This is a genomic window from Bacillus altitudinis 41KF2b (genome assembly GCF_000691145.1).
GTDB classification, from domain to species: domain Bacteria; phylum Bacillota; class Bacilli; order Bacillales; family Bacillaceae; genus Bacillus; species Bacillus altitudinis.
The window spans coordinates 385,385-408,982 of record NZ_ASJC01000002.1 but is presented as its reverse complement, the minus strand read 5'-3'; the positions used below and the strand labels follow the sequence as shown (position 1 = coordinate 408,982).

At 40.7% G+C, this 23,598-nt stretch carries 17 protein-coding genes and 1 other annotated feature; of the genes, 8 read left to right on the top strand and 9 right to left on the bottom strand.

The window, feature by feature from the left end:
* Positions 1-52 precede the first annotated feature (52 nt).
* From ctpB to BA79_RS06000, 3 genes are all read left to right on the top strand, one after another.
* On the top strand, positions 53-1,501 hold the full coding sequence (ctpB, locus tag BA79_RS06010; protein ID WP_035701564.1) for a carboxy-terminal processing protease CtpB: 1,449 nt from the start codon (positions 53-55) through the stop codon (positions 1,499-1,501).
* 343 nt (positions 1,502-1,844) lie between these two features.
* Positions 1,845-2,198, top strand: a complete 354-nt coding sequence (locus BA79_RS06005; protein WP_007500014.1) for a swarming motility protein SwrAA — start codon at positions 1,845-1,847, stop codon at positions 2,196-2,198.
* A gap of 68 nt (positions 2,199-2,266) precedes the next feature.
* Positions 2,267-3,454, top strand: a complete 1,188-nt coding sequence (locus BA79_RS06000; RefSeq protein WP_035701561.1) for a PDZ domain-containing protein — start codon at positions 2,267-2,269, stop codon at positions 3,452-3,454.
* Between the two features lie 8 nt (positions 3,455-3,462).
* Here the strand turns inward: BA79_RS06000 and BA79_RS05995 are convergent, their stop codons facing one another.
* Complete coding sequence (locus BA79_RS05995) at positions 3,463-3,828, bottom strand: winged helix-turn-helix transcriptional regulator (RefSeq protein ID WP_017357877.1); 366 nt, start codon at positions 3,826-3,828, stop codon at positions 3,463-3,465.
* Positions 3,829-4,048: 220 nt separating this feature from the next.
* Between BA79_RS05995 and BA79_RS05990 the strand changes: the two genes are divergently transcribed.
* Together BA79_RS05990 and BA79_RS05985 are read left to right on the top strand one after the other, a co-directional pair.
* Entirely contained in the window at positions 4,049-4,723 is a 675-nt protein-coding gene (locus BA79_RS05990; RefSeq protein ID WP_035701558.1) for an NAD(P)H-dependent oxidoreductase, read from the top strand.
* A 91-nt stretch (positions 4,724-4,814) separates the two neighbouring features.
* Positions 4,815-5,039: a binding site (T-box leader), on the top strand.
* Between the two features lie 75 nt (positions 5,040-5,114).
* Entirely contained in the window at positions 5,115-6,464 is a 1,350-nt protein-coding gene (locus tag BA79_RS05985) for an amino acid permease (protein WP_007500022.1), read from the top strand.
* 48 nt (positions 6,465-6,512) lie between these two features.
* Here BA79_RS05985 and BA79_RS05980 read toward each other — a convergent pair whose 3' ends face one another.
* The 8 genes from BA79_RS05980 to BA79_RS05945 form a co-directional block, all read right to left on the bottom strand.
* Complete coding sequence (locus BA79_RS05980) at positions 6,513-7,505, bottom strand: glycosyltransferase family 2 protein (protein ID WP_035701555.1); 993 nt, start codon at positions 7,503-7,505, stop codon at positions 6,513-6,515.
* Positions 7,506-7,536: 31 nt separating this feature from the next.
* On the bottom strand, positions 7,537-9,651 hold the full coding sequence (locus BA79_RS05975; RefSeq protein WP_035701553.1) for an ArnT family glycosyltransferase: 2,115 nt from the start codon (positions 9,649-9,651) through the stop codon (positions 7,537-7,539).
* Between the two features lie 130 nt (positions 9,652-9,781).
* Positions 9,782-11,218 (bottom strand): HAMP domain-containing sensor histidine kinase, encoded by a 1,437-nt coding sequence (locus BA79_RS05970; protein ID WP_035701552.1) that lies wholly within the window; start codon positions 11,216-11,218, stop codon positions 9,782-9,784.
* On the bottom strand, positions 11,215-11,901 hold the full coding sequence (locus BA79_RS05965) for a response regulator transcription factor (protein ID WP_008348208.1): 687 nt from the start codon (positions 11,899-11,901) through the stop codon (positions 11,215-11,217). The genes BA79_RS05970 and BA79_RS05965 overlap by 4 nt, the downstream gene beginning before the upstream one ends.
* Complete coding sequence (locus BA79_RS05960; protein WP_008348206.1) at positions 11,898-12,881, bottom strand: YncE family protein; 984 nt, start codon at positions 12,879-12,881, stop codon at positions 11,898-11,900. The genes BA79_RS05965 and BA79_RS05960 overlap by 4 nt, the downstream gene beginning before the upstream one ends.
* Before the next feature lie 268 nt (positions 12,882-13,149).
* Entirely contained in the window at positions 13,150-14,484 is a 1,335-nt protein-coding gene (locus BA79_RS05955; protein WP_008348203.1) for an MFS transporter, read from the bottom strand.
* A 40-nt stretch (positions 14,485-14,524) separates the two neighbouring features.
* Positions 14,525-15,097, bottom strand: coding sequence for a TetR/AcrR family transcriptional regulator (locus tag BA79_RS05950; RefSeq protein WP_008348201.1), 573 nt, complete (start codon positions 15,095-15,097; stop codon positions 14,525-14,527).
* A 90-nt stretch (positions 15,098-15,187) separates the two neighbouring features.
* Positions 15,188-17,713 (bottom strand): PEP/pyruvate-binding domain-containing protein, encoded by a 2,526-nt coding sequence (locus BA79_RS05945; protein WP_035701549.1) that lies wholly within the window; start codon positions 17,711-17,713, stop codon positions 15,188-15,190.
* 284 nt (positions 17,714-17,997) lie between these two features.
* On the opposite strand from BA79_RS05945, the gene BA79_RS05940 reads away from it, so the two are divergent.
* The 3 genes from BA79_RS05940 to uvrA all read left to right on the top strand — a co-directional run bounded on the left by BA79_RS05940 (position 17,998) and on the right by uvrA (position 23,403).
* Positions 17,998-18,243, top strand: a complete 246-nt coding sequence (locus tag BA79_RS05940) for a CsbA family protein (protein ID WP_008348197.1) — start codon at positions 17,998-18,000, stop codon at positions 18,241-18,243.
* 290 nt (positions 18,244-18,533) lie between these two features.
* Entirely contained in the window at positions 18,534-20,519 is a 1,986-nt protein-coding gene (uvrB, locus tag BA79_RS05935; protein ID WP_035389639.1) for an excinuclease ABC subunit UvrB, read from the top strand.
* 7 nt (positions 20,520-20,526) lie between these two features.
* Complete coding sequence (uvrA, locus tag BA79_RS05930; protein ID WP_035701546.1) at positions 20,527-23,403, top strand: excinuclease ABC subunit UvrA; 2,877 nt, start codon at positions 20,527-20,529, stop codon at positions 23,401-23,403.
* The last annotated feature ends 195 nt before the right edge of the window (positions 23,404-23,598 follow it).

Below are 23,598 nucleotides of genomic sequence, written 5' to 3'. Positions count from 1 at the left end.
CTGGCATATAATAACTCAGGTCATCAGGAAGAGTTGAAGAAGGAGGCCAAATATGAAAAAACAAATCGCATCCATCATGGCAAGTGTCATTCTCATCATCAGTGTAGGGGTTATGACGCATAAAGAGGCGACTCAAGCGGAGTCACCGAAAGCGGCTGCTGCAGTGGCTGGACAAGCTCAATCAAGTGATCGAGCGAAGGAAAACGGAATGGAGAAAATTGAGAAAGCCTATGACCTCATTTCGAATGAATATGTAGAGGAAGTGGATCGTCAAAAGCTGCTTGAAGGTGCCATTCAAGGAATGCTTTCAACCTTAAATGATCCGTATTCAGTATACATGGACAAGCAAACCGCAAAGCAATTTTCGGATTCACTTGATTCCTCATTTGAAGGAATTGGGGCAGAAGTTGGAATGGATGAAGGAAAGATTATCATTGTCTCTGCCTTTAAAAAATCCCCTGCGGCAAAGGCGGGTCTGAAACCGAAAGATGAAATCATCAGCATTGACGGTGAGTCGATGAAAGAAAAAAGCCTAAACGATGCTGTACTGAAAATAAGAGGAAAAAAAGGAACGTCTGTCGCCTTGAAAATCAGACGAAATGGAATTGAAAAAGAGCTAACATTCCATATCAAACGAGAAGAAATCCCGCTTGAAACCGTAACGGCTTCAATGAAAGAGGTCAATGGTCATAAAACAGGCTATATTGCGATCTCTAGCTTCTCTGAAGATACGGCGAAGGATTTCACGGCAAGCTTGAATAAGCTCGAGAAAAAGGGCATGGAAGGCCTTGTGCTGGACGTGAGAGGAAATCCTGGCGGCTATCTACAAAGTGTGGAAGACATTTTAAAACATTTTATCACAAAGGATCAGCCATATATTCAAATTGCAGAACGGAATGGCGATCGAAAACGATATTTTTCAAAACGAAAAGAACAAAAACCATACCCAATCAATGTCTTAATTGATAAAGGAAGTGCATCTGCTTCTGAAATTCTGGCTGGTGCCATGAAAGAAGCAGGGAAGTATGAAGTGGTAGGTGACGTTTCCTTTGGTAAAGGGACTGTGCAGCAGGCGGTACCAATGGGAGATGGAAGTAACATTAAATTAACGCTGTATAAGTGGCTGACACCGAAAGGGAATTGGATTCACAAAAAAGGCGTTGTGCCGACCATTGCGATTCATCAACCAGATTACTTCACCGTTGGCCCGCTCCAGCTGAAAGAACCGCTTCAGCTTGATATGAACAATGAAGAAGTCAGACAAGCACAGACATTGTTAAAAGGGTTATCATTTGACCCTGGCAGAGTAGATGGATATTTTGACGAAGAAACGAAAAAGGCTGTACTCGCATTTCAAAGCACATACAATCTCGAAAAATCAGGTGTGATTGATTTAAAGACAGCGAAAATGATGAACAAGATGGTAGATGAAGTGAAATCTTATGAAAAGAATGATCTTCAGCTACAAACTGCACTAAAAGCACTATATCTCAAAAAATAAAGAGGCGAATAAATGCCTCTTTTTTTGGTTCATAAGTGTTACGAACATGTAATAATTTATTCTTAAAAATATATTATATCGAGAAATATATTCATTTATTTTACAAAAAACATAACATTCCTTCGAATTTACCCGATAACATATTTATATAAGAGACTTTCTGTTGATTTAAACATGTCATGAAAATGAAACTTTTGAAAGTTGTATGTTACATAAATAATTCTTACAATAAAAAGTAGCACTCATTTTAAATATTTTATTTTTTGCGGATATTCAGCTTAAGCATTGAGCTGTACCGAGGTTTGCGCTTTTCTTAAAAGAACTAGTAAATGGGGGTACACAATTGAAAAGGGCAAGTATTGTGAGAGAGAAAAAATATTACGAGTTGGTAGAGGAGCTTAAGAGTCGTACGAAAGATGTGACGTTTTCGGCTACAAAGGCATTAAGTCTACTCATGCTGTTAAGCAGGTACTTGGTCAATTACACAACGGTAGAATCAGTCGACGAGATCGATGAAGACTGTGCTGAGATATACTTCAATTATTTAATGGATAATCATAAGAGACTTGGTATAAACTTAACCGACATCAAGAGGTCCATGCAGCTTCTCGGCGGCATATTAGACGTAGATGTAAATCACTATTTAAAAGATTTTTCACTGTCGAATGTCACACTTTGGATGAATCAGGAGAAATAAACCTGATGTCAAGCATCGATTTATTTGATAGAATAAGAGAAAATGCTTGACTTGGGCGGTGAACGATAATGAGCTCGGAGTGGATGGGAGCCGGATTAAAAGCGGTCGGTCTGTTTTTAATCCATCCTCTTTTTTATTTTATGATATTAATCAGCCTATTATATGGCTACATCCGCGTAAAGCGGGAGAGAAAAGCGTTTCAAACAAGAATAGAAGATGTTTACGATGAACTGAAATTTACATATTCAAAAGGATGGGTTCCAGGAATTTGTCTATCGATCATATCTGTAGGTTTAGGGATTTCCCTTCCGCCTGGATTCATCGTGCTGATTGCAGCGATGACCATCGTTTTCTCTTTATTCTTTAAGGCGAGTGCGCTTTCGTCTGCATACACACTCGGTTTCAGTTTTATTGCGGCATTTGGACTGATGTCTGTTCAAGTGAGCCATTCTTGGCTGCCGCAGCTTTCAATGATGAATGCATCAGCCGTTGTGATCCTGTTAGGGCTACTGTTAATGACCGAAGGCATCTTAGCCTATCGAACGGCGCATTTACGTACATCGCCTGCAATGGTGATGAGTGCGAGAGGACTTTTGATCGGCCAGCAGCGAGCAAACCGTCTGTGGCTTCTACCACTTGTTTTGCTGATGCCGGCAGGTGAATGGACTTCTTCTCTGCCATGGTGGCCTGTGCTTCAAGTGCACAATCAAAGCTTTTCATTTATTGTGATCCCGTACATCATCGGCTTTGGCCAGCGTATTCAAGGATCGCTGCCAATTGTGAGTATTCAAATTACGTCACGCCGAATAATGATGCTCGGTCTAGTTGTTGCTGTAGTAGGTGCGGCAAGTATTTGGTTTGAGCCGATTGCGTGGGGAGCTGTTGTTCTAGCGATTGCAGGAAGAGCCTTTTTATCATGGAAGCAGAGGGCGAATGACAACGCTGCACCATTCTTTTTCTCTAAGCGGAATCAAGGGCTTATGGTGCTTGGTATCATTCCGAATACCCCTGCGGCTGATTTAAAGCTTGAGATCGGAGAAATGATTACAAAGGTCAATGGAATCGAGATCAAAACCGTTTCAGAATTTTATGAAGCACTACAAACCAATCGTGCTCTGACAAAGCTTGAGATCATTGGTCTCAATGGTCAGACAAGGTTTGAGAAACGCGCCTCTTACGAAGGGGAGCATCACCAGCTTGGTATCCTGTTTGTGAAGGACGATCCTCAGCAAGAGCCAACGGCGATTTCATCTTAAAAAAGCTGCTAGAGATGGCAGCTTTTTTCTTTTGGGCGCGTTTCTCTTCCATAGGATTCGCCCCATTCACGCATGGCAAAGATAATGGGCTTTAACGTATTTCCAAGAGAAGTCAGTGAATACTCGACACGAGGAGGAACTTCCTCATAGACTTCACGGTGAACAATCCCGTCTTGTTCAAGTTCTCGTAATTGCAACGTCAGGACACGCTGCGAAATTCTTGGCAGAAGCCGGCGTATTTCGTTGTAACGCTTTGGACCGCAAGTCAAATGATAAAGGATGACGCCTTTCCATTTCCCTCCGATGACATTTGTAGTGATAGACACGGGACAGCCATGATTCACAATACTGACTGGATTGGATGGTGCACTCATCTCAACATTCCTTTCTTAAACGAAAATGGTCATAAACGAACATGTTTGTACCTAACGAACAAAAATGTGCGTACTTGAATCAATGGAAGCTTTTCTTTTACCATAGAGATAGACATCACACATTCGGGTTGTTTGTTTTCCTATCATAACAATTTCTATGAGGGAATGGAAAGAAATTGGATTGTGGGAACACACCTGTTCATTAGAAAGGATGAATAATATGCGAGACAAAGAGCTATTAAAAAAAGAAATCATTGAGGCGTATGAATTCCGTCATGCGACAAAAGAGTTTGACCCAGCGAAAAAGATTCCAGAGGATGATTTTGCATTTATTTTAGAAACAGGAAGACTTTCTCCAAGCTCTGTAGGGTTTGAGCCTTGGAAGTTCCTCGTTATTCAAAATGAAGCATTCAGAGAAAAATTAAAAGAGTATACATGGGGGGCGCAAAAGCAGCTTCCAACTGCCAGCCATTTTGTGATCATCTTGGCAAGAACAGATGCCCGCTATGATTCAGCATATGCAGAATACATCAACAAGCAAATCAAAGGAATGACAGACGAAACGTTTGAAATGGTCAAGGGGCGCTACAGAGAATTCCAAGAGAACGATCTTCATCTACTAGAAAATGACCGTACATTATTTGATTGGGCTTCAAAACAAACGTATATTGCCTTAGGTAACATGATGACAGCTGCGGCACAGATCGGCATTGATTCATGCCCAGTTGAAGGATTTAGCTACGATCACATCCATCGTATCTTAGAAGAAGAAGGGTTACTGGAGGATGGTCAATACGACATCTCTGTCATGGCAGCCTTTGGTTATCGTGTCACTGAGCCAAAACGCGGCAAAACACGTCGCCCGATGGATGAAGTAGCTGTTTGGATTCGTTAATCGCTGTTTGTCTGAAAAAGGCTGTTGACAATTGCGTGGTTAGTCAGTATATTTAAAAAATAAAATCTTTGACGAATATACAAATTTGACTATAAACGCTTTGACTTGAGAATAGTAAATGAACATCCGTTTTTTAAGAGAGCTGCGGGTCGGTGCAACGCAGTAAAACGAATCATTGAACTCGCTCAAAGAGCGGTAAGACTGAATGAATAGTAAGTCTTTACGTGTGACCTCCGTTATCGGGTTTTAAGTTGGATTCAGCCATGGCTGAATCAATAAGAGTGGTAACGCGGTTGCAAGGTCAGTCGTCTCTTCCAGGAGATGGCTGGCCTTTTTATATGCTTTTATCTCATATTTGTCTGAAGATTCAAATTTAAAGGAGCTATAGAAAATGGAAAAGGAACATGTGCAGTTAAAACGAACAATGACATCAAGGCATATTATGATGCTTGCGCTTGGCGGTGCCATCGGTGCTGGTCTGTTTAAAGGAAGCAGTTCTGCCATTGATATTGCGGGTCCTGCTGTCATTTTGGCATACATGATTGGTGGTCTTATTTTATTATTTATTATGCAAGGACTTGCCGAAATGACCGTTGCACGACCTGGAGCAAGAACATTCCGTGACTTGATTGAACCTGTGTTAGGAAAGTATCCGGCTTATTTCTTAGACTGGATCTATTGGAAGATGTGGGTGCTGAACATTGCAGCAGAAGCGATTGTGTCGGCCATCTTTATTCAGTACTGGTTCCCACAAGTGCCAATCTGGATGCTTGTGTTAATCATTTCACTTGTAGTCACAATCATTAATGTTTGCTCAGTCAAAATGTTTGCTGAGACAGAGTATTGGTTAGCTTCTATTAAAATTGCTGTCATCATCTTATTTATTATCATTGGATTTACCATGCTATTTGTCTCATTTGGACAGCATGCAGCACCTGGATTGTCTAACTTAACGGATCACGGTGGATTTTTCCCAAATGGTACTGGCGGATTAATTGCAGCAATGCTGGTTGTCGTGTATTCATATGGTGGGACGGAGATGATTGGGGTCACTTTAGCAGAAACAAAAAACCCTGAAAAAGTCATACCAAAGGCCATTCAAAGTACGTTTGTACGCATCATCGGTTTTTATGTACTGCCGTTCTTTATCATTGTCAGCTTAATCCCTTGGAATCAAGTAAACAATGAGCAAGTAAGTCCATTTGTGACAGTGTTTGCAACGATCGGAGTACCGTATGCCAGTGACATCATGAACGGCATTATCTTACTAGCGATTTTGTCTTCTATGAACTCTGGCTTGTATGCTTCATCACGGGTGCTTTATACACAGGCAATGGATGGCCGTGTATGGAAAGGATTCTCCAAGCTGTCAAAACAGCAGGTGCCTGTTCGAGCCATCCTTGTATGTACATCTACTTTGTATGCAGCTGTATTGATTTCTCTTTTTGTAGGAAGTCAAACGTTTAATTACTTGATGGGCTCTTTAAGTTACACAGTTCTATTCATCTGGTTTATCATTGCCGTCGGTCATTTGAAATCTCGAAGCATCGCACAGCCAGGCGGATATCGCGTGAAGCTGTATCCTTTCACAACGTGGTTTTCCGTTATTGCGATCATGGCCATTTTTGTCGGCGTTGTATTCAATACACCAATTGTTCAAACGCTGGTCACAATGGGCATTTATTTAATCATTACACTTTCTTTCTTTATTAACAGAAAACGGTTTGAAACAGCCGTCTAATTTATTAAAAAGCGTGCAGGACCTTCTGAAGGGTCTCGCACGCTTTTTTTAATGCTGTTTATATTGCTTGAAATGGACAGGGGATTGAACGGGATGTGGCTTTGCCTGAAGGCCATAGCTCTCCCTGACGATATAAAGCGGCCGGTCCTTGGCTTCATCGTAGATTCGGCCGATATACTCTCCGATCATGCCTAACATAAAGAGGATGATCCCGCTAAAGAATAGCTGAATGACAATTAATGAACTCCAGCCGGTGATGGTGCTGTTAGTAAAAAGCTTTAAATATAAGACAAGAAACATCGAAATGAAGCCAATAGCTGAAAGGGCAATACCTGCCACGCTGGCCAGCTTTAAAGGTTTGTAAGAAAAAGATGTGATCCCATCCATCGAGAGCTTGAGCATCTTTTTGAGAGGGTACTTTGTTTCTCCTGCCAACCGCTCATCCCGAACATATTCTACCGCAATCTGTTTGAAGCCAACCCAGCTCACTAATCCGCGGACAAATGGGTTTTTCTCGCGTATTTTTCTCATTTCATGACACACTTTACGATCCATCAATCTAAAGTCGCCGGTGTCAATAGGAATATCTACTTCGGTGATTTGACGTAGCACTCGGTAGAAAAGGGAAGCCGTGTACTTTTTGAAAGCTGTTTCGCCTTTTCGTTGCGTGCGGACCGCGTATACGACCTCATAGCCTTCCTTCCATTTTTCAATCATGTCTAAAATCAATTCAGGTGGATCTTGTAAATCCGCATCAATCACTACGACAGCTTCTCCCTTTGCATAATCCATTCCCGCTGTAATGGCAATTTGATGCCCAAAGTTACGAGAAAAATCAATAAGTCTCACATGCGGATCAGTCTGGCAGTACCCTTTAATCAGTTCAGCTGTTCGATCCATACTGCCGTCATTGACGAAGAGAAGCTCATATGCTTCTCCCGTCGAATCCATGACGGTCTTGAGGCGCTGATACGATTCATGGATCACAAGTTCTTCATTATACACTGGGACTACAACAGAGTATTGTATGTTCTTTTCCATCAGTCATCGTTCCTCCCTTTTAATAGATGAATTAATCAACGGATAGTTCATAAAGAGTACCGCTCTCCATTCCGCCCATTCGTCCATTTGACTGATCATTTTGTTCGGATTGTTGGCTGCCTGTTTGCTGGTTCGTTTTGGATGTAGAGCTATTCTGCCATTTAGAAGCAGTTACTTCTTTGCCATTTTTTTGAATCCAAGTAAGAATGTCAGAGCTGCCGCCTCTCATACCAGAAAGATAGAAGTATTTGATTTTGCCGTCTTTAACGAGCTGTTTGAATTCATTAAGCGTGAGAATGTTATCAGATCCACTAAATCCACCTAATGCCATAACAGCTTTTCCTGTTTTAATAATGTAAGGCGAAGCAGTGGTTGCATCTGTTGTCCCGAATAGGAATTCTTCTCCCGTATTGTTTTTCTCAAGATAGCTGATCAGCTTTTCATTGACTTGTGAACTCATGCTGCCACTTGAAGTTGCAAGCTGAGGACCAGCCTCTGGCAGCATACTGTTTCCTCCGTAAAGAAGAGGTGTGCTTGCCCAGTATAGTGGTGCGATCAGCATCCCAAGGATGGCAATGAGAGACATGAATTGTTTTAGTTTTTCTTTCCCTTTTATCAAGAGTAGAGAAAGGGTGGTTCCAACACCAATGATACCGACTGCAATGCTTAGTCCAAGACCGATCGTGCTTGTAAAAGTGGATAGGATAAAGATTTCAAATGCGGTTGTGACGAATATCGCAATTGGCAGTAGCCATTTTTTAAAGCCAGTTCCCGTTTGAAACAATTGAGTCATAGAAACCCATCCGGCTCCTGCTAAGACAGCAATTGGCGGTGCCAGCATGATTAAATAATAGTGATGGAAAAATCCAGCTACACTGAAGAATGCAGCAACAGGTATAAGCCAAGCTAACCAAAATAGTGTTTCTTTTTGTTTTGTATTGAGACGTCTTCTTTCAAAGGCTGTCGAGAAGAAGATACCAATCGCACCGAAGAGCGCAAATGGAAGCAGCCAGCTGATTTGATCGGATAGTTCAGATTGGAACAGACGTAATGGCCCTTTTGTTCCTGTTCCAAACATGCCAGAACCACTTCCCATTTTTCCGCCCCCGCCATTTGGCGGTCCATCACCATTACCGCCTGAAGGCATATCAGGTGGTGTTGTGCCGTTTGCATTGCTTGGTGGTCCTTGCATTGAAGGCTGTTCCTGACTGGATGATTGGTTTGAATTGTCTGAGTTGTTTTGAGTTCCATTTGATGGCGGCTGAGGCATGGTGGATGAATTATTGTCATTTTGCTGATCACCCTGCTGTGAAGGTGGCTGTCCCTCACCCTGATTTGTGCCGCCTCCTCCGCCAGACTGTTGACCAGTCAACCGCTGAAGACCATTGTAACCAAAGGCTAATTCTAGTGCTGAATTCGATTGACTTGATCCCATATAAGGACGGTTGTCTTTGGAAGTGAGATCAACCGCTATAGACCATGAAGCAGATACACCTAAAAGAACAATCATCGAAATCATCAGCGATAACAACTTTTTCTTCCATGTCGTTCGATAGGCAATGATGTAAAACAGGACGAGAGCCGGTACAATCATATACGCTTGTAGCATTTTTGTATTAAAACCGACACCGATCATTGCAAAAGAAGCAATCGCCCAAAGCACTTTCTGCTGTTTCACAGCCTTGAACATCATGGCTGTTGCGAGTAAAAGAATAAAGACGAGTAAGCTGTCAATGTTATTTGTACGAGATACAGCAACTGCGATTGGTGTACACGCCATAATGAGCGCTGACACTCTTGCAGCAGCCAGGCCAAATGTAGGTTTGACTAGGCGGTAGATTAAATAAACAGATCCAATGCCAGCTAAAGCTTGGGGTAAGATCACACTCCAGCCATGCAGGCCAAAAATTTTGGCACTGATCGTTTGCAGCCAGAAGGCGAGCGGTGGTTTATCCACCGTGACATAACCTGAGGGATCGAACGAAGCAAAGAAGAAATTATGCCAGCTTTGCATCATACTTGTGACCGCCGCTGTATAATAAGCGTTCACCGTATCGTCGTTCCAAATGTTATAAATGTTTAAAATGGCAGATAAAATCAATATGAAAAATAAATAAAGATCAAATTTCTGAAAGCGTCTAATCAAAAGTTTGTCACTCCTTTTTCTTAACTTGAAAAAAGTGTAACAAGCAAATATGAATAAATTGTTAATAAAAAAAGGCCAATTCTTTATTTTTCTGTTGAATAAAAACAGCTCTAGAAAAGAGCTGTTTTGTTTAAGGTGTCATCTTATTTTTTGGTGAGGTAGGCGAATCTTCAGTGCTATCTGCACATGGTAATTGTATAATAGCGGTCGTACCTAGGCCTTGTTCAGATTGAAGAACGAACGTGCCACGATGTTTTTTTATAATTTGATAAACAATGGCTAGTCCAAGACCAGAGCCGCCATCTTTTCTTGTGCGGGCTTTATTCACTCGATAAAAACGCTCAGAGACATGAGGGAGATCTCCTTTTGGAATTCCGCTGCCTTCATCTGTAATTCTCAATTCAGCAGTTTGTTGGTGAACGAATAATTCAATCGAAATCGATTTTCCTGATGGCGTGTAATGGATGGCATTGTCCAATAAATTACGAACGACTTGCTCAAGTCGATCGCTATCACCATAAATAATACAATCTTCTTCGAGTTCTCGGTTGAACGAGATTCCCTTTTGACTAGTAATGAATGTCATTTGATCAAGAACATCATGAATAAGCTGCGCAAAGACGATTGGTTCCATCGTTAGTGGATAAGATTCCCCCTCTAACTGCGCGAGATCAAGAAGATCATGTACGAGCCTGCTTAATCGTGTGGATTCGTCTTGAATAATCTGCATGCCTTTCTTTTGATCAATAATGCCTTCTTCAATTCCTTCGGCATAGCCTTTCATATAACTTAAAGGCGTTCTCAGTTCGTGAGAGACATTAGCAAGGAACTCTCTGCGATGCTGTTCAACTTTTTCTAACGTAGAGGACAGTTTATTAAAGGAACGGCTCAGCTGATTTAGCTCATCCCCTTTTTTGGTCACAGCCATGCGTTTTGAAAAATCACCAGATTCCATTTCCATTGCAATTTCTTTCATTTGATTGATCGTCCTTACGACTTTATTAGAACTTTTATATCCAATAAAGAAAATCAAAAGCAGGATAATTAAAATAGAGATGCCAAGCGTTAATCGAATTTGAACAAACGGTTCATACACATCAGATAAAGGCATAGAGAGGAAAATGGTTCCTGATAAATCATTTTTGTTTGAGAACACAGGGATGGCAATCCCGAGAATATCTTGATGAAACTGGGGGTGTTCTCTAATTAACACAACTGTTTTCCCCTGAAGAAGCTTTTGGCGTTCTTTAAACGTAATGAGGTTATCGTTTGTATTCGTATCGAAAGGAATACCGCTTGAAAGCTCCATAGGATCATCAGTAAAAATAACACTTGCCTGACTTGAGTCATTTGCCCACTTCATTCTGTCAGTAAAATACGTGTCTTTCCCGTGTTTGTGATAGATTTCTGCCAGCTTCTTTCCTTGTAAACTTAAAGAGTCAATCTGTTTATCTATATATAAGTGCTGGTATAAGTAATAAGTCAGAGCAAGAGCTGAGGCAGCAACGATTCCTATAACGGAAAGGATTAAGAAAAGCACTTTCCTTTTAATAGATAATGGCTTCATTTGTCCTCCTCAAACTTATAGCCGACACCCCAAACGGTCTTAATATACCGTTCCGCTTCCTTTAATTTCAGTCTTAGTGTTTTAATATGTGTATCGACTGTTCTTAAAGAGCCACTAGGTGAGTGTGATTCCCACAATTTTTGATAGAGCTGTTCACGGGAAAAGACTTGGCCTTGATTGAGCAGAAGAAACATAAGTAAATCAAATTCTCTTCTTGTTAAATTGATGGGCTCTTGCTTGAGATAGACTTGTCTGCCATCTTGATCAATCTCCAAGTCACCAATTATGATTCGACTGCGCTTTAAAGAAAGTCCTCTAATTCGTCTTAATGTCGTTTCAATTCTAGCTGCAAGCTCACGTAGACTAAAAGGCTTCATGATGTAGTCGTCTGCTCCAATTTCCAGCCCCTTAATACGATCCTCTTCATAACTTCTAGCTGTTAAAAATAAAATGGGGATTTGAGAGGTTTGCCTGATGCGCTGGCAGACTTCGAATCCATCCATATCTGGCATCATAATATCCAATACAACAAGGTCAATGGCCTCTTTTTCAAGCTGATGTAAGGCGCCCGTGCCATTATTTGCAGTTATCACGTGAAAGCCTTGTCTCTGCAAAAAGGATCCGATTAACTCAAGCATATCTAATTCATCATCTACTATTAAAATATTCATCTGTTCTTTCATTTCTTTTCCTCCAACATGATAGCATAAGGTCCTGCTGGGATGTTCAGTCGGTTCTTCAACATAAATGTATGTTTGTCGATGACGGATACTGAATTGTCATCTAAGTTACTGACATATATAGATGAGGAATCAGCAGTGATATAATTCGGATTTTGACCGGTCTCAACAGAGGAAAGCAGTTTGTTTTTCTCGGTATTTACTTTATATAGTGTGTGGTCTCCATGACATAATACATATAAAGTAGAAGAGTTTTTTTCTGAAAAAAATGCGACTGGCATAACACCTAGTTTGATTTCTCGCTGCTTTTTACCTGTTTTAGGGTCGTAAGCAAAAATGCTCTTATTTAATGTGCCCGGTTTACCGTGTCCTCCAACCCAAATGGAATGCCCATCAAAATGAATACCAGATGGCCGTTCTAGGACGGAAATCGTTCGTATCTTTTTTTTCTTTTCAATATCAATGACTGAAACAGAATGACTTTTTGCATTTAAAACAAACAACGTTCCTGAAGAAGACAACGCCATAGAAGAGGGTAATGTCCCGGTCTTCACAGTTGCTTTTATTTTCTTGTGCACTGTATCGATAAAATAAACGACATTTTTCTCTGAATCGGTCACAAGTAAAGTGTTGGTATCCGCATCATACACAAGTGAAGTCAGACCTTTATTCACATCCATATAGTCCGCTACTGTTCCTTTTTTTAAATTGATTTCTATAAGAGATTGTCCTTCCTTACTTGATGCAATGATCACGTCTTTGTTGATGTGAACAAGATCAGTGAGAGGATGTTTTAAATCAACGGAAGAGACAATTTTATTTTTTTGTAAATCAACGATTGAAAAGGAGGCTTTTTTTAGTTGAGAAATGACAGCAATTGATTGAGAGCTGCCAGGGGGCGTAAATTGCTGGTCTTTTCCGCAGCCTGCTAGGAAAAATAGTAGAGCTGACAAGCATATTAAAAAATATTTCACTCGTTTCATCCTTCTGCTCCTTTGGTGCTCTATTTTCAAAAAGCATAACACAAAAATTGTGAAAAAAAATCGAAGTTATGAATGCTGGAAGATATGAAAAGAAGTTTTTAGGTGGGGAAGTAGAGGTAAATGAAAGCTGAAATTTCTTTTTCGTTTATTCATATGACATTTTTTCATGAGTAAAAGATCATTTTCACAGTTTGATCATTGTATTCATAATCGGTTACAGTAACAAATAATCATAGCTCCCCCGCCCTAAATAGAGCGAAGGGAGTCATTAAGCAGAGTGTTCAGATGAATGAGAAGTGGGTTTCGTTTTTAGACGATGAGAGAGGAGGAAACCAAGAATACCTGCGCCCATTAATACGATAAATAAAGATTGAAAACCACTTAATATACCAATTAAAGTAGATGAAATGATACTTCCGAAATATCTAAAGGTAGAAAAAATCCCAGATGCAGAGCCGGATAAACTCTGATCAACAGATGTTAAAGAAGCCATCTGCATGCTAGTCATGCCAATACCTGATGAGATCCCCCCAGCGACTAATGTGATGATAAGGAGTGGTAAATTTGGGTAGCTGCTTAGTGTGATCAGCATAACACCGGATAAAGTAAGACAGAGAAATGAAAATCGAATCATTTTTTTGGCACCTTTTATTGGATGGAGCTTTGCTCCGAGTAATCCACTAATAGACATACAGAGTGAAAAGATCGAAAGGAAAATCCCGCTTTGTGTATGAGGAAGCGCGAGTTTTTGCTCCATAAACAGCGGCATAATGAGAAGAATCGCGTACATCACAAAATTACTAAGCATGATAGAAAGGTTAGCGTTCGTAAAGGTACTGTTTTTAAATAATGTCAAATCAATGATGGGATTTGTAACTTTCCGTACGTGTTTGAAAAATAAAGGAATGGAAATGACCGCTAGAACGCCATAGATCATGTATTCGTTTAATAATTGGCTTTTAGTAAACAAAATGAGTGTAGCGATCCCGATTGTTAAGTATAACGAACCGATGATATCTACATTGGCTTGTAAACGCGTATGTTTCATCTTCGGAATCATAAAAACGCCTGTCACAAGTGTGAGAATCAAAAATGGTATATTCACTAGGAAAATGGAATGCCAGTCAAAGCTCTGAATGAGAATAGAGCCGATAAAAGGTCCAAGTGCGGCACCAATTCCCGCTCCAAAACCGAAAAAACCCATAGTTTTAGAAAGCTTTTCATGTGATACTGTTGCTCGAATTAAAGCAATGCTGTTCGGTGTTAATATAGCTCCGCCTGCCGCTTGAATTGATCGGAAGCTAATAAGAAAAGCAAGATTAGGTGCGAAAGCACATCCAATGGAGCCAATCAAAAAGAGTATCACACCAGCTAAATACATGCTGCGGTGGCCGTATATATCTCCCAGCTTACCCGCAATAGGTTGAGTGACTGCCATGACAATTAGATAAATCGTGACCACCCAAGTAATGTTTGATATGGATTGATCGTAATAAGTTGATATGGATGATAGAGCGACTGCGATCATGGTTGAATTGACTGGAACTAAAATAGCTCCAAGCAGCAAAGAATAAATGATCAAGTTCTCTTTTTTAAGATTCAATGTGTTTACCACCTTTGTAAAAAAGAAGAATTTCACCCAATTAAGTGGGGGAAATTCCTCTCATGAAAATGTGTGTGCATGTCTCAATAAAGTCTTCTTTTTGTGTTAAAACAAGCTGAATGTCTTGCTCTAGCTGTTGAATGAAAAAGCCAAAATACGTGCTAATAAATATATCTGCATAGATGTCTTCTTTTCCCTCTAATACACGATGCTGAGCACTCATTTTTTTGAAATAATGAATCAGCATGTCTCTCAATTCTTGAGGATAAATTTTTTCATGGTCTGTTAAATCTTTAAACATAGCCGGTTCTCTCATGCTGATATAGATAAATTCTTTTTTTGAAGTCAAATCTTCAAGGAAATAGCTACCGAGAAATTTTAAATCGGTGTATAAATCGTCTTTAAATTCAGCTTCAAGGGTTTTGGTTGGTGTTGATTTCATTTTCATAATGGCAGCAATCACGCCGCGTTTGTTTTTAAAGTTACGAAAAATTGTCGCTTCACTTACATTCGCTTTTGTTGCAATTTCTTTTGTCGTTGTTTTTTGATAGCCCTTTTCAGACAATAATTCCATTGTTGCGCGAATGATCCGTTGATTTGTTGATTTTAACAAGCATACTCACCTCAGGTTATGAATGTGTTTGCAACAAAGTAAGTATACCGATAAAATCTGTGACCGCCAATATGATCCAAACAGTGACGACTATGCCCGTGAATGCTGATTTAATAACTGGATACGCCCATTGGCTCCATCTACTGTCACGAGGTCGCCGGATTTTAGTTTTTCAGTTGCGATCCGTGTGCCTAAGACAGCCGGTATCATATATTCTCTAGCGATAATAGCGGAATGGGACAAAATACCGCCAGAATCGGTGATGACTGCTTTGGCGTCTCTAAATAAGCTGGTCCATAAAGGTGTCGTTGTTTTACAAACTAAAATGTCATCTTTTTCAAATTGTGAAAATTCATCAGCAGATGTAATGACTCTGACTCTTCCAGAAGTAATGCCGCTAGATGCACCAATTCCATAGATTGCATCGTCTGTGTTGTTTTCATTTTCCCTTAGCGAACCGAGCATTCTTTCTACTTGCTGTAATTCAGCTTCAGAAGGCGTTCCTGTATAAGCTGGTGGTTGGATGGATTCATTTTCCTTCATTTCAATTTTTCTTTGCTGAATGATCGAATCGTATGTGGTCGAAGTTGTGAGCGCATTGAGTACTTCATCATCGTAAAGATACCAAAGGTCTTCTTGATGAGGGATCGCTCCTTTTTGAACAAGAAGTTCACCAATTTTTAAGAGATAGAGTCTCGCTTTTGCATCTAACATGGCATCAATGTAAAAGTGATGATCATCTCGAATATTGGCTGCATGGAGTGCAAAATGATAAAGTTCCTCAAATTTTGTTTTAAACGCTTCATCTGTCACTTGATTGATAAACTCTTCATACGTTTCTTGCCTTTTGATCACGGCTTGTGCAAATTCTTCATCAAAATCAGATTGGTACCGAATGTTGTTTCTAATGATGTCCAAGACAAATTCAGGGTTCTCCACCCATGTTTCCTCTGTGAAATCATGGCTTTTAACAGACCGCCAACCGTAGACTTGGAGAAAAGCTTCTACGTTGGAAATGAAGTTTTTTCCTTTTTCTGTGTGATTGAGGGCATATAATAGTTCAGCATTCGTTGAATGATGTTTAAATGCCTGAAGAAGCTCGGAATCTTGAAGAACGTCTTTTGCCAAGTGAGATAGCTTTTGATCTGTTTCAAGGGACTTGTTCATCACACCTATCATCATTTCATGCAGCAGGACGACTTGTGTTTGATCGCCAGTATATGAGACAAGCATGTCTTCAATGATCGCTGATAGAATGACTTGAGGTATGACAATGTCAAAATGGTCGTCATACGCTCTTAGATAAATTTCCTTTAATTCTTGAAAGCCGCTGATGGCTTCATCAATTGTTAGCGGTTGAGTGATTTGCCGATCAAGTTTTTCGTATAATGGGAACAAGTTTTGCTTTAAAATGTGATACATTCTTTCGCTTAAACGAGGAAACAGTTCGAATAGGCTCTCGTCAAAAACTGGTTCCGCTGACGCTTCTGGCATAGACGGTGAAGAATACAGATGTCCTCTATAAAGTTTGATATCTTTAATATTAAGGTCTGGTACTTGATACTTCTCTCCGTTTTTCTTCATCCCGTTTTTTAAAGCAGGTATGATCAAACTTGAAAAAAGAGGACTTGTGGGTCCAGGCATATGATCGTCCATTGAGATCCAGAAGTCTTGCAGCTCTTCAGGTTTCATTTGAAAGGCTGCACCTGAGGAGCCATTTGCTGTATTGGAAAAAGAAGCAGTAATCGGTCTTGCTTGAAGTAAATAAAAAGTACCATCTGACATGCCGAATTCGATATCTACTCCATGTCCATAAAGTTCTTCTACTTGTTTTGTCATTTTCGTGATTTGGATCAATTGATCATCTCGAAGACAAAATTGGCCAGCCATCTCCTCACCTACGGGTTGTTCAATAACGCCCTCTTGACAGGGAACAATTTGCACTTCTTTTGTTCCTAGTGATTTTTCAATTGAGTACGTTTCTTTGTTTACAATAAATGTATCTGGCGTCACAAGGCCGGAGACGATGGCTTCTCCTAGTCCATAGCTTGCAGTCATCATGACTTCGTTTGTTTTTCCTGATACAGGATTCTCACTAAAGATGACACCAGAGATGTCAGAATGGATCAATCCTTGTACAACAACAGCCATGAGCGGCATCTCTTCCTCGTTCTCAATCATTTCTTCCTTATATTCTGCGACTCTTGCTGCGAAGTAAGACGACCAACATTCTTTGACGGCTTGCAAGAACTCTTCATTTGTTTTGATATTTAAATAGGTCTCGTATTGACCTGCAAAGGAGGCGCCTTCGAGATCTTCCGCAACAGAAGAGGATCGCACTGCAACGGATGGATATGTTTTCAACAATGATTGAAAGGATGAAAGTAATTCTGTCTCCATTTGTGAAGGAAACGAAGCTTCTGTGATTTTTCGGGCAAGGTTTTGATCAGTTGGATGGAAATTGTGATATGAAAGAAAGCTTGCAAAGCTGTTCGTTTTAATAATAAATCCATCTGGAACTGGCAATCCGTGATTGTTTAATTTAATTAAATTCACGCCTTTTGCCCCTGCGAGTGATGCGGATTCTTCAGCCGCATGAAATAATACTGAATACATGGGAATGCCCCCTTATCCAAATAGCCAATGGTTTCATTTGTCTCTTTTTGTTTTTTAAAATGATAGTGCGCACTATCATTTTCATCATAGAATTTATTGGATGTAACTGTCAAAGACGTAAAGACCTATCTTTAGAAAGGGGACGTTTTCACTAATTTTCCTCCTCATCTATATCAAAAGTCTTCAACCGAGAAGAAAAAAGCTGAAATTGAAAACTGTGAATTGTTCAATATGCCAATCTTTACTATAATCAAGGAAGTAGACCATGAAGAGGGAGGGTTTTTGTGATTACAAAAGCCATATTTGCACTTGTTTTTCCTTTCTTGCTCGTTATTTTATTTTCAAAGGTTACTTATAATCATTACGTTGGCATTGCATTAACAGCAGCGCTTTTATTTGCTTCGTATATGAAAGGCTATACAGAAACCTACTTTATCGTAGGATTAGATATTATTTCTTTAGTGGCCGGGGCATTGTTTATGGCCAAGAAAGAAGTCGAAAAAAGAGAGAAGGCTGAAAAACATCATTGATGTGATCCCTCTTGATGAAAAGAAAATGTTTTTGATTGCAGGAGCTGTGCTTACGATTCTAGTGAGTGCAGCTTTCTTTTTTGTGGTTTTTCTGCTGATCGAATATCTCGCTCCAAAATGTTCCATACTGAAAGGAAGGTTTCTTTAGAGGGTTATGAGCCACGGCAGAGAGGGTATGGTTGTATTGGAAATAAAAATCAAGTCAGACACGAACTTTAGTTCGTATTTTTGTGTTCTTTTATGATAATATATTCATTAGATAGATTTCGTAACGAAACGGAGGCTTTGATGTGAGTGACCGCTTTGAATTAGTTTCTAACTATCAGCCCCAAGGAGATCAGCCAAAAGCCATTGAAAAGCTTGTGGAGGGCATCCATCAGGGGAAACAGCATCAAACGCTGTTAGGTGCTACAGGTACGGGAAAGACCTTTACTGTATCCAACCTGATCAAAGAAGTGAACAAACCAACACTTGTCATTGCGCATAACAAGACACTTGCCGGACAATTATACAGCGAGTTCAAGGAATTTTTTCCAAATAATGCTGTTGAATATTTTGTGAGTTATTATGATTATTACCAGCCTGAGGCGTATGTTCCTCAAACTGATACATTTATTGAAAAGGATGCCAGCATTAATGATGAGATCGATAAGCTAAGGCACTCCGCCACATCCTCATTATTTGAGCGGAGAGATGTCATCATCATTGCCAGTGTGTCCTGTATTTATGGCTTAGGTTCTCCTGAAGAATACAGAGAGCTTGTGCTGTCTTTACGAACTGAAATGGAAATTGAACGCAATCAGCTGCTGCGTAAGCTTGTGGATATTCAGTATTCTCGTAATGATATAGATTTTCAGCGCGGAACCTTCAGAGTTCGAGGAGACGTCGTTGAAATTTTTCCTGCTTCACGAGATGAGCATTGTATCAGAGTGGAGTTTTTCGGTGATGAAATTGAACGTATTCGTGAAGTAGATGCTCTCACTGGAGAAATTCTCGGTGATCGTGACCACGTTGCTATTTTCCCAGCATCTCACTTCGTCACAAGAGAAGAAAAGATGGAAAAAGCGATTATTAATATTGAAAAAGAGCTTGAGGAACAGTTGGAAAAGCTTCGTGAAAACGGGAAACTGCTTGAAGCACAGCGTCTTGAGCAGCGGACAAGGTATGACCTTGAGATGATGAGAGAGATGGGCTTTTGTTCAGGGATTGAGAACTACTCAAGACATCTCACCTTACGTCCGCCTGGTTCAACACCTTATACATTGCTTGATTATTTTCCGGATGATTTTATGATTGTTGTCGATGAGTCACACGTGACCATCCCGCAAATTCGCGCCATGTACAATGGGGACCAGGCAAGAAAACAAGTGCTTGTTGATCACGGATTCCGTCTGCCGTCAGCACTTGATAATAGACCACTCACATTTGATGAGTTTGAAAAGCACATTAACCATATTGTGCATGTATCCGCAACACCTGGCCCATACGAGCTTGAGAAAACGCCAGAGGTCGTGGAACAAATTATTCGTCCAACCGGTTTGCTTGATCCAATCATTGAAGTCCGTCCGATTGAAGGACAAATCGATGACTTAATTGGGGAAATTCATGCAAGAGTTGAGAAAAATGAGCGTGTGCTTGTGACGACTTTAACGAAGAAAATGTCTGAGGATCTGACAGATTATCTGAAAGAAATCGGAATCAAGGTCAATTATCTGCACTCAGAAATTAAGACACTAGAACGGATTGAGATTATTCGTGATTTACGTCTCGGAAAATATGATGTGCTTGTAGGGATCAACCTTCTTCGAGAAGGCTTGGATATTCCAGAGGTGTCGCTCGTGGCGATTTTAGATGCGGATAAAGAAGGCTTTTTACGTTCAGAAAGATCCCTCATCCAGACGATTGGTCGTGCTGCAAGAAATGCAGAAGGCCGAGTTATCATGTATGCAGACAATATGACGAAATCAATGGACATTGCCATACAAGAAACAAAGCGGAGACGTGAGCAGCAAGAAGCGTATAATGAGAAATTTGGTATCACTCCGCAAACGATCCATAAGAAGATTCGAGATGTGATCAAGGCAACAAAAGTACATGAGGATTCAGAAGAATACGAAACAAAAGCAGCACCAAAGTTGTCAAAAATGAGCAAAAAAGAACGAGAAAAAGTGATCGAAAACGTCGAGATGGAAATGAAAGATGCAGCAAAAGCGCTTGATTTTGAAAAAGCAGCAGAATTAAGAGATCTATTGCTAGAGCTAAAAGCGGAAGGATGAATGCCAGATGGCTATGGAACGAATAGAGGTGAAAGGGGCAAGAGCCCACAACCTTAAAAATATTGATGTCAATATCCCGCGCGATCAGCTAGTGGTCATTACAGGTTTATCTGGTTCGGGAAAATCGTCGCTTGCCTTCGATACCATTTATGCAGAAGGTCAGCGTAGGTATGTTGAATCACTGTCGGCCTATGCACGTCAATTTCTCGGTCAAATGGACAAACCAGATGTAGATGCGATTGAAGGGCTTTCTCCAGCGATTAGTATTGACCAGAAAACGACAAGCAGGAACCCTCGATCAACCGTTGGGACAGTTACAGAAATTTATGATTACTTGCGTCTATTATATGCTCGAGTCGGAAAACCGATTTGTCCTATTCATGGGATCGAAATTACATCACAGACGATTGAGCAAATGACAGACCGTATTTTAGAGTATCCAGAACGAACGAAACTACAAGTGCTTGCTCCGATCGTATCTGGACGTAAGGGAACACACGTGAAAGTACTTGATCAAATTCGGAAGCAGGGCTACGTTCGAGTCAGAGTTGATGGCGAGATGGAGGACCTGTCAGAAGAGATTGAGCTTGAAAAGAATAAAAAGCATTCCATTGAAGTGGTGATTGATCGAATTGTCGTGAAAGAAGGCGTGGCGGCACGGTTGTCTGATTCTCTTGAAACGGCACTCCGACTTGGTGAAGGTCGTGTGATGATTGATGTGATTGGACAAGAGGAGCTGTTATTTAGTGAGCATCATGCTTGTCCGCACTGCGGATTCTCTATTGGGGAACTTGAACCAAGAATGTTCTCGTTTAATAGCCCTTTCGGTGCCTGCCCAAGCTGTGATGGGCTTGGTTCTAAACTAGAAGTAGATCCAGAGCTTGTGATTCCGAATAAGGATTTGACTTTACGTCAGCATGCCATTGCCCCATGGGAGCCTCAAAGCTCACAATATTACCCGCAGCTTCTTGAGGCGGTATGTACACACTATGGAATTGACATGGATATTCCAGTAAAAGATATTCCGACGCATTTATTTGATAAAATTTTATATGGCAGCGGCTCTGAGCTGATTTATTTTAAATATGAAAATGATTTTGGCCAGGTCCGTGAAAATGAAATCGAGTTTGAAGGTGTGCTTCGTAACATTGAACGGCGCTACAAGGAAACGAGCTCCGATTATATTCGGGAGCAAATGGAAAAATATATGGCCAATCAGCCATGCCCGACCTGTAAAGGGTATCGCCTGAAAAAAGAAACGCTTGCGGTTCTCATCAATGGCAAACATATCGGAGAAATGACCGATTTGTCTGTATCTGATGCCCTTGATTTCTATGAGAAAATTGAGTTGTCTGAGAAAGATTTGCAGATTGCCCAGCTCATTTTACGTGAAATCAAAGAGCGCTTGTCCTTCTTGAATAATGTGGGGTTAGATTATCTGACATTAAGCCGGTCTGCTGGCACATTATCAGGCGGGGAGGCGCAGCGGATTCGTTTGGCGACACAAATCGGATCAAGACTGACAGGCGTTCTTTATATTTTAGATGAACCATCGATTGGTCTGCATCAACGGGATAATGACCGGTTGATTGGGACATTGAAAAACATGCGTGATATCGGAAACACACTGATTGTCGTAGAACATGATGAAGATACGATGCTTGCCGCTGATTATCTCATTGATATTGGACCAGGTGCAGGGGTTCATGGAGGAGAAGTGATTTCAGCTGGAACGCCAGAAGAAGTCATGAAGGACCCAAAATCGTTGACTGGACAATATTTATCTGGTGAGAAATTCATCCCGCTTCCGATTGAGAGACGAAAGCCTGACGGCCGCTTCATTGAAATTAAAGGGGCAAAAGAAAACAACCTTAAAAACGTGAATGCGAAATTTCCTTTAGGTGTCTTTACCGCTGTGACGGGTGTGTCAGGATCAGGGAAAAGTACACTTGTGAATGAAATTTTATTGAAATCCCTTGCCCAAAAACTGCACAGAGCAAAAGCGAAGCCAGGACAGCACAAAGAAATCAAAGGAATGGATCACTTAGACAAAGTCATTGATATTGATCAATCTCCAATTGGCCGTACACCAAGATCCAATCCTGCTACGTATACAGGTGTATTTGATGACGTGCGGGATGTCTTTGCGCAAACCAATGAAGCGAAGGTACGAGGCTATAAAAAAGGGAGATTCAGCTTTAACGTGAAAGGTGGACGCTGCGAAGCATGTCGTGGAGATGGCATTATTAAAATTGAAATGCACTTTTTACCTGATGTATACATGCCTTGTGAAGTGTGTCACGGGAAACGTTATAACCGTGAGACGTTAGAGGTCACGTATAAAGGGAAAAATATTTCCGATGTGCTTGAAATGACGGTAGAGGACGCACTTCAATTTTTCGAGAATATCCCGAAAATTAAGCGGAAGCTGCAAACGATCTTTGATGTTGGATTAGGATACATTACACTTGGGCAACCTGCCACGACATTGTCTGGTGGAGAGGCGCAGCGCGTGAAATTGGCATCTGAGCTTCATCGCCGTTCAAACGGAAGATCCTTGTATATTTTAGATGAACCGACAACCGGTCTTCATGTGGATGATATTGCTAGGTTGTTAAAAGTGCTCCAGCGCTTGGTCGAAAACGGGGATACGGTATTGGTCATTGAGCACAACCTTGATATTATTAAGGCTGCCGATTACCTTGTTGATCTAGGACCAGAAGGCGGTGCTGGTGGAGGAACGATTATTGCTTCAGGAACACCTGAACACATTGCTAAAGAAGAAGCTTCTTACACCGGTCGATACTTAAAACCGATTTTAGAGCGTGATCGTGAGCGAATGAAACAGTTAGTCAAAGAAACAGAAAGTGTGACATCCTCATAAAGAAAAACCCCTCCGAAAGAGGGGTTTCAGCGTGTAGACAAACCCTCGCATTCGTTGTCAAATCTGTGCTCCGGTGCTCACGAATGTCAAATTCGCTCCGCTCCGGTGCTCGACTTTCCTAGACTGCAAAGGTTTTCTATCACGCTGAAAAGAAGACAAAGGGCTAAAATAAAGTACATTTAAGCCCTTTGTCCT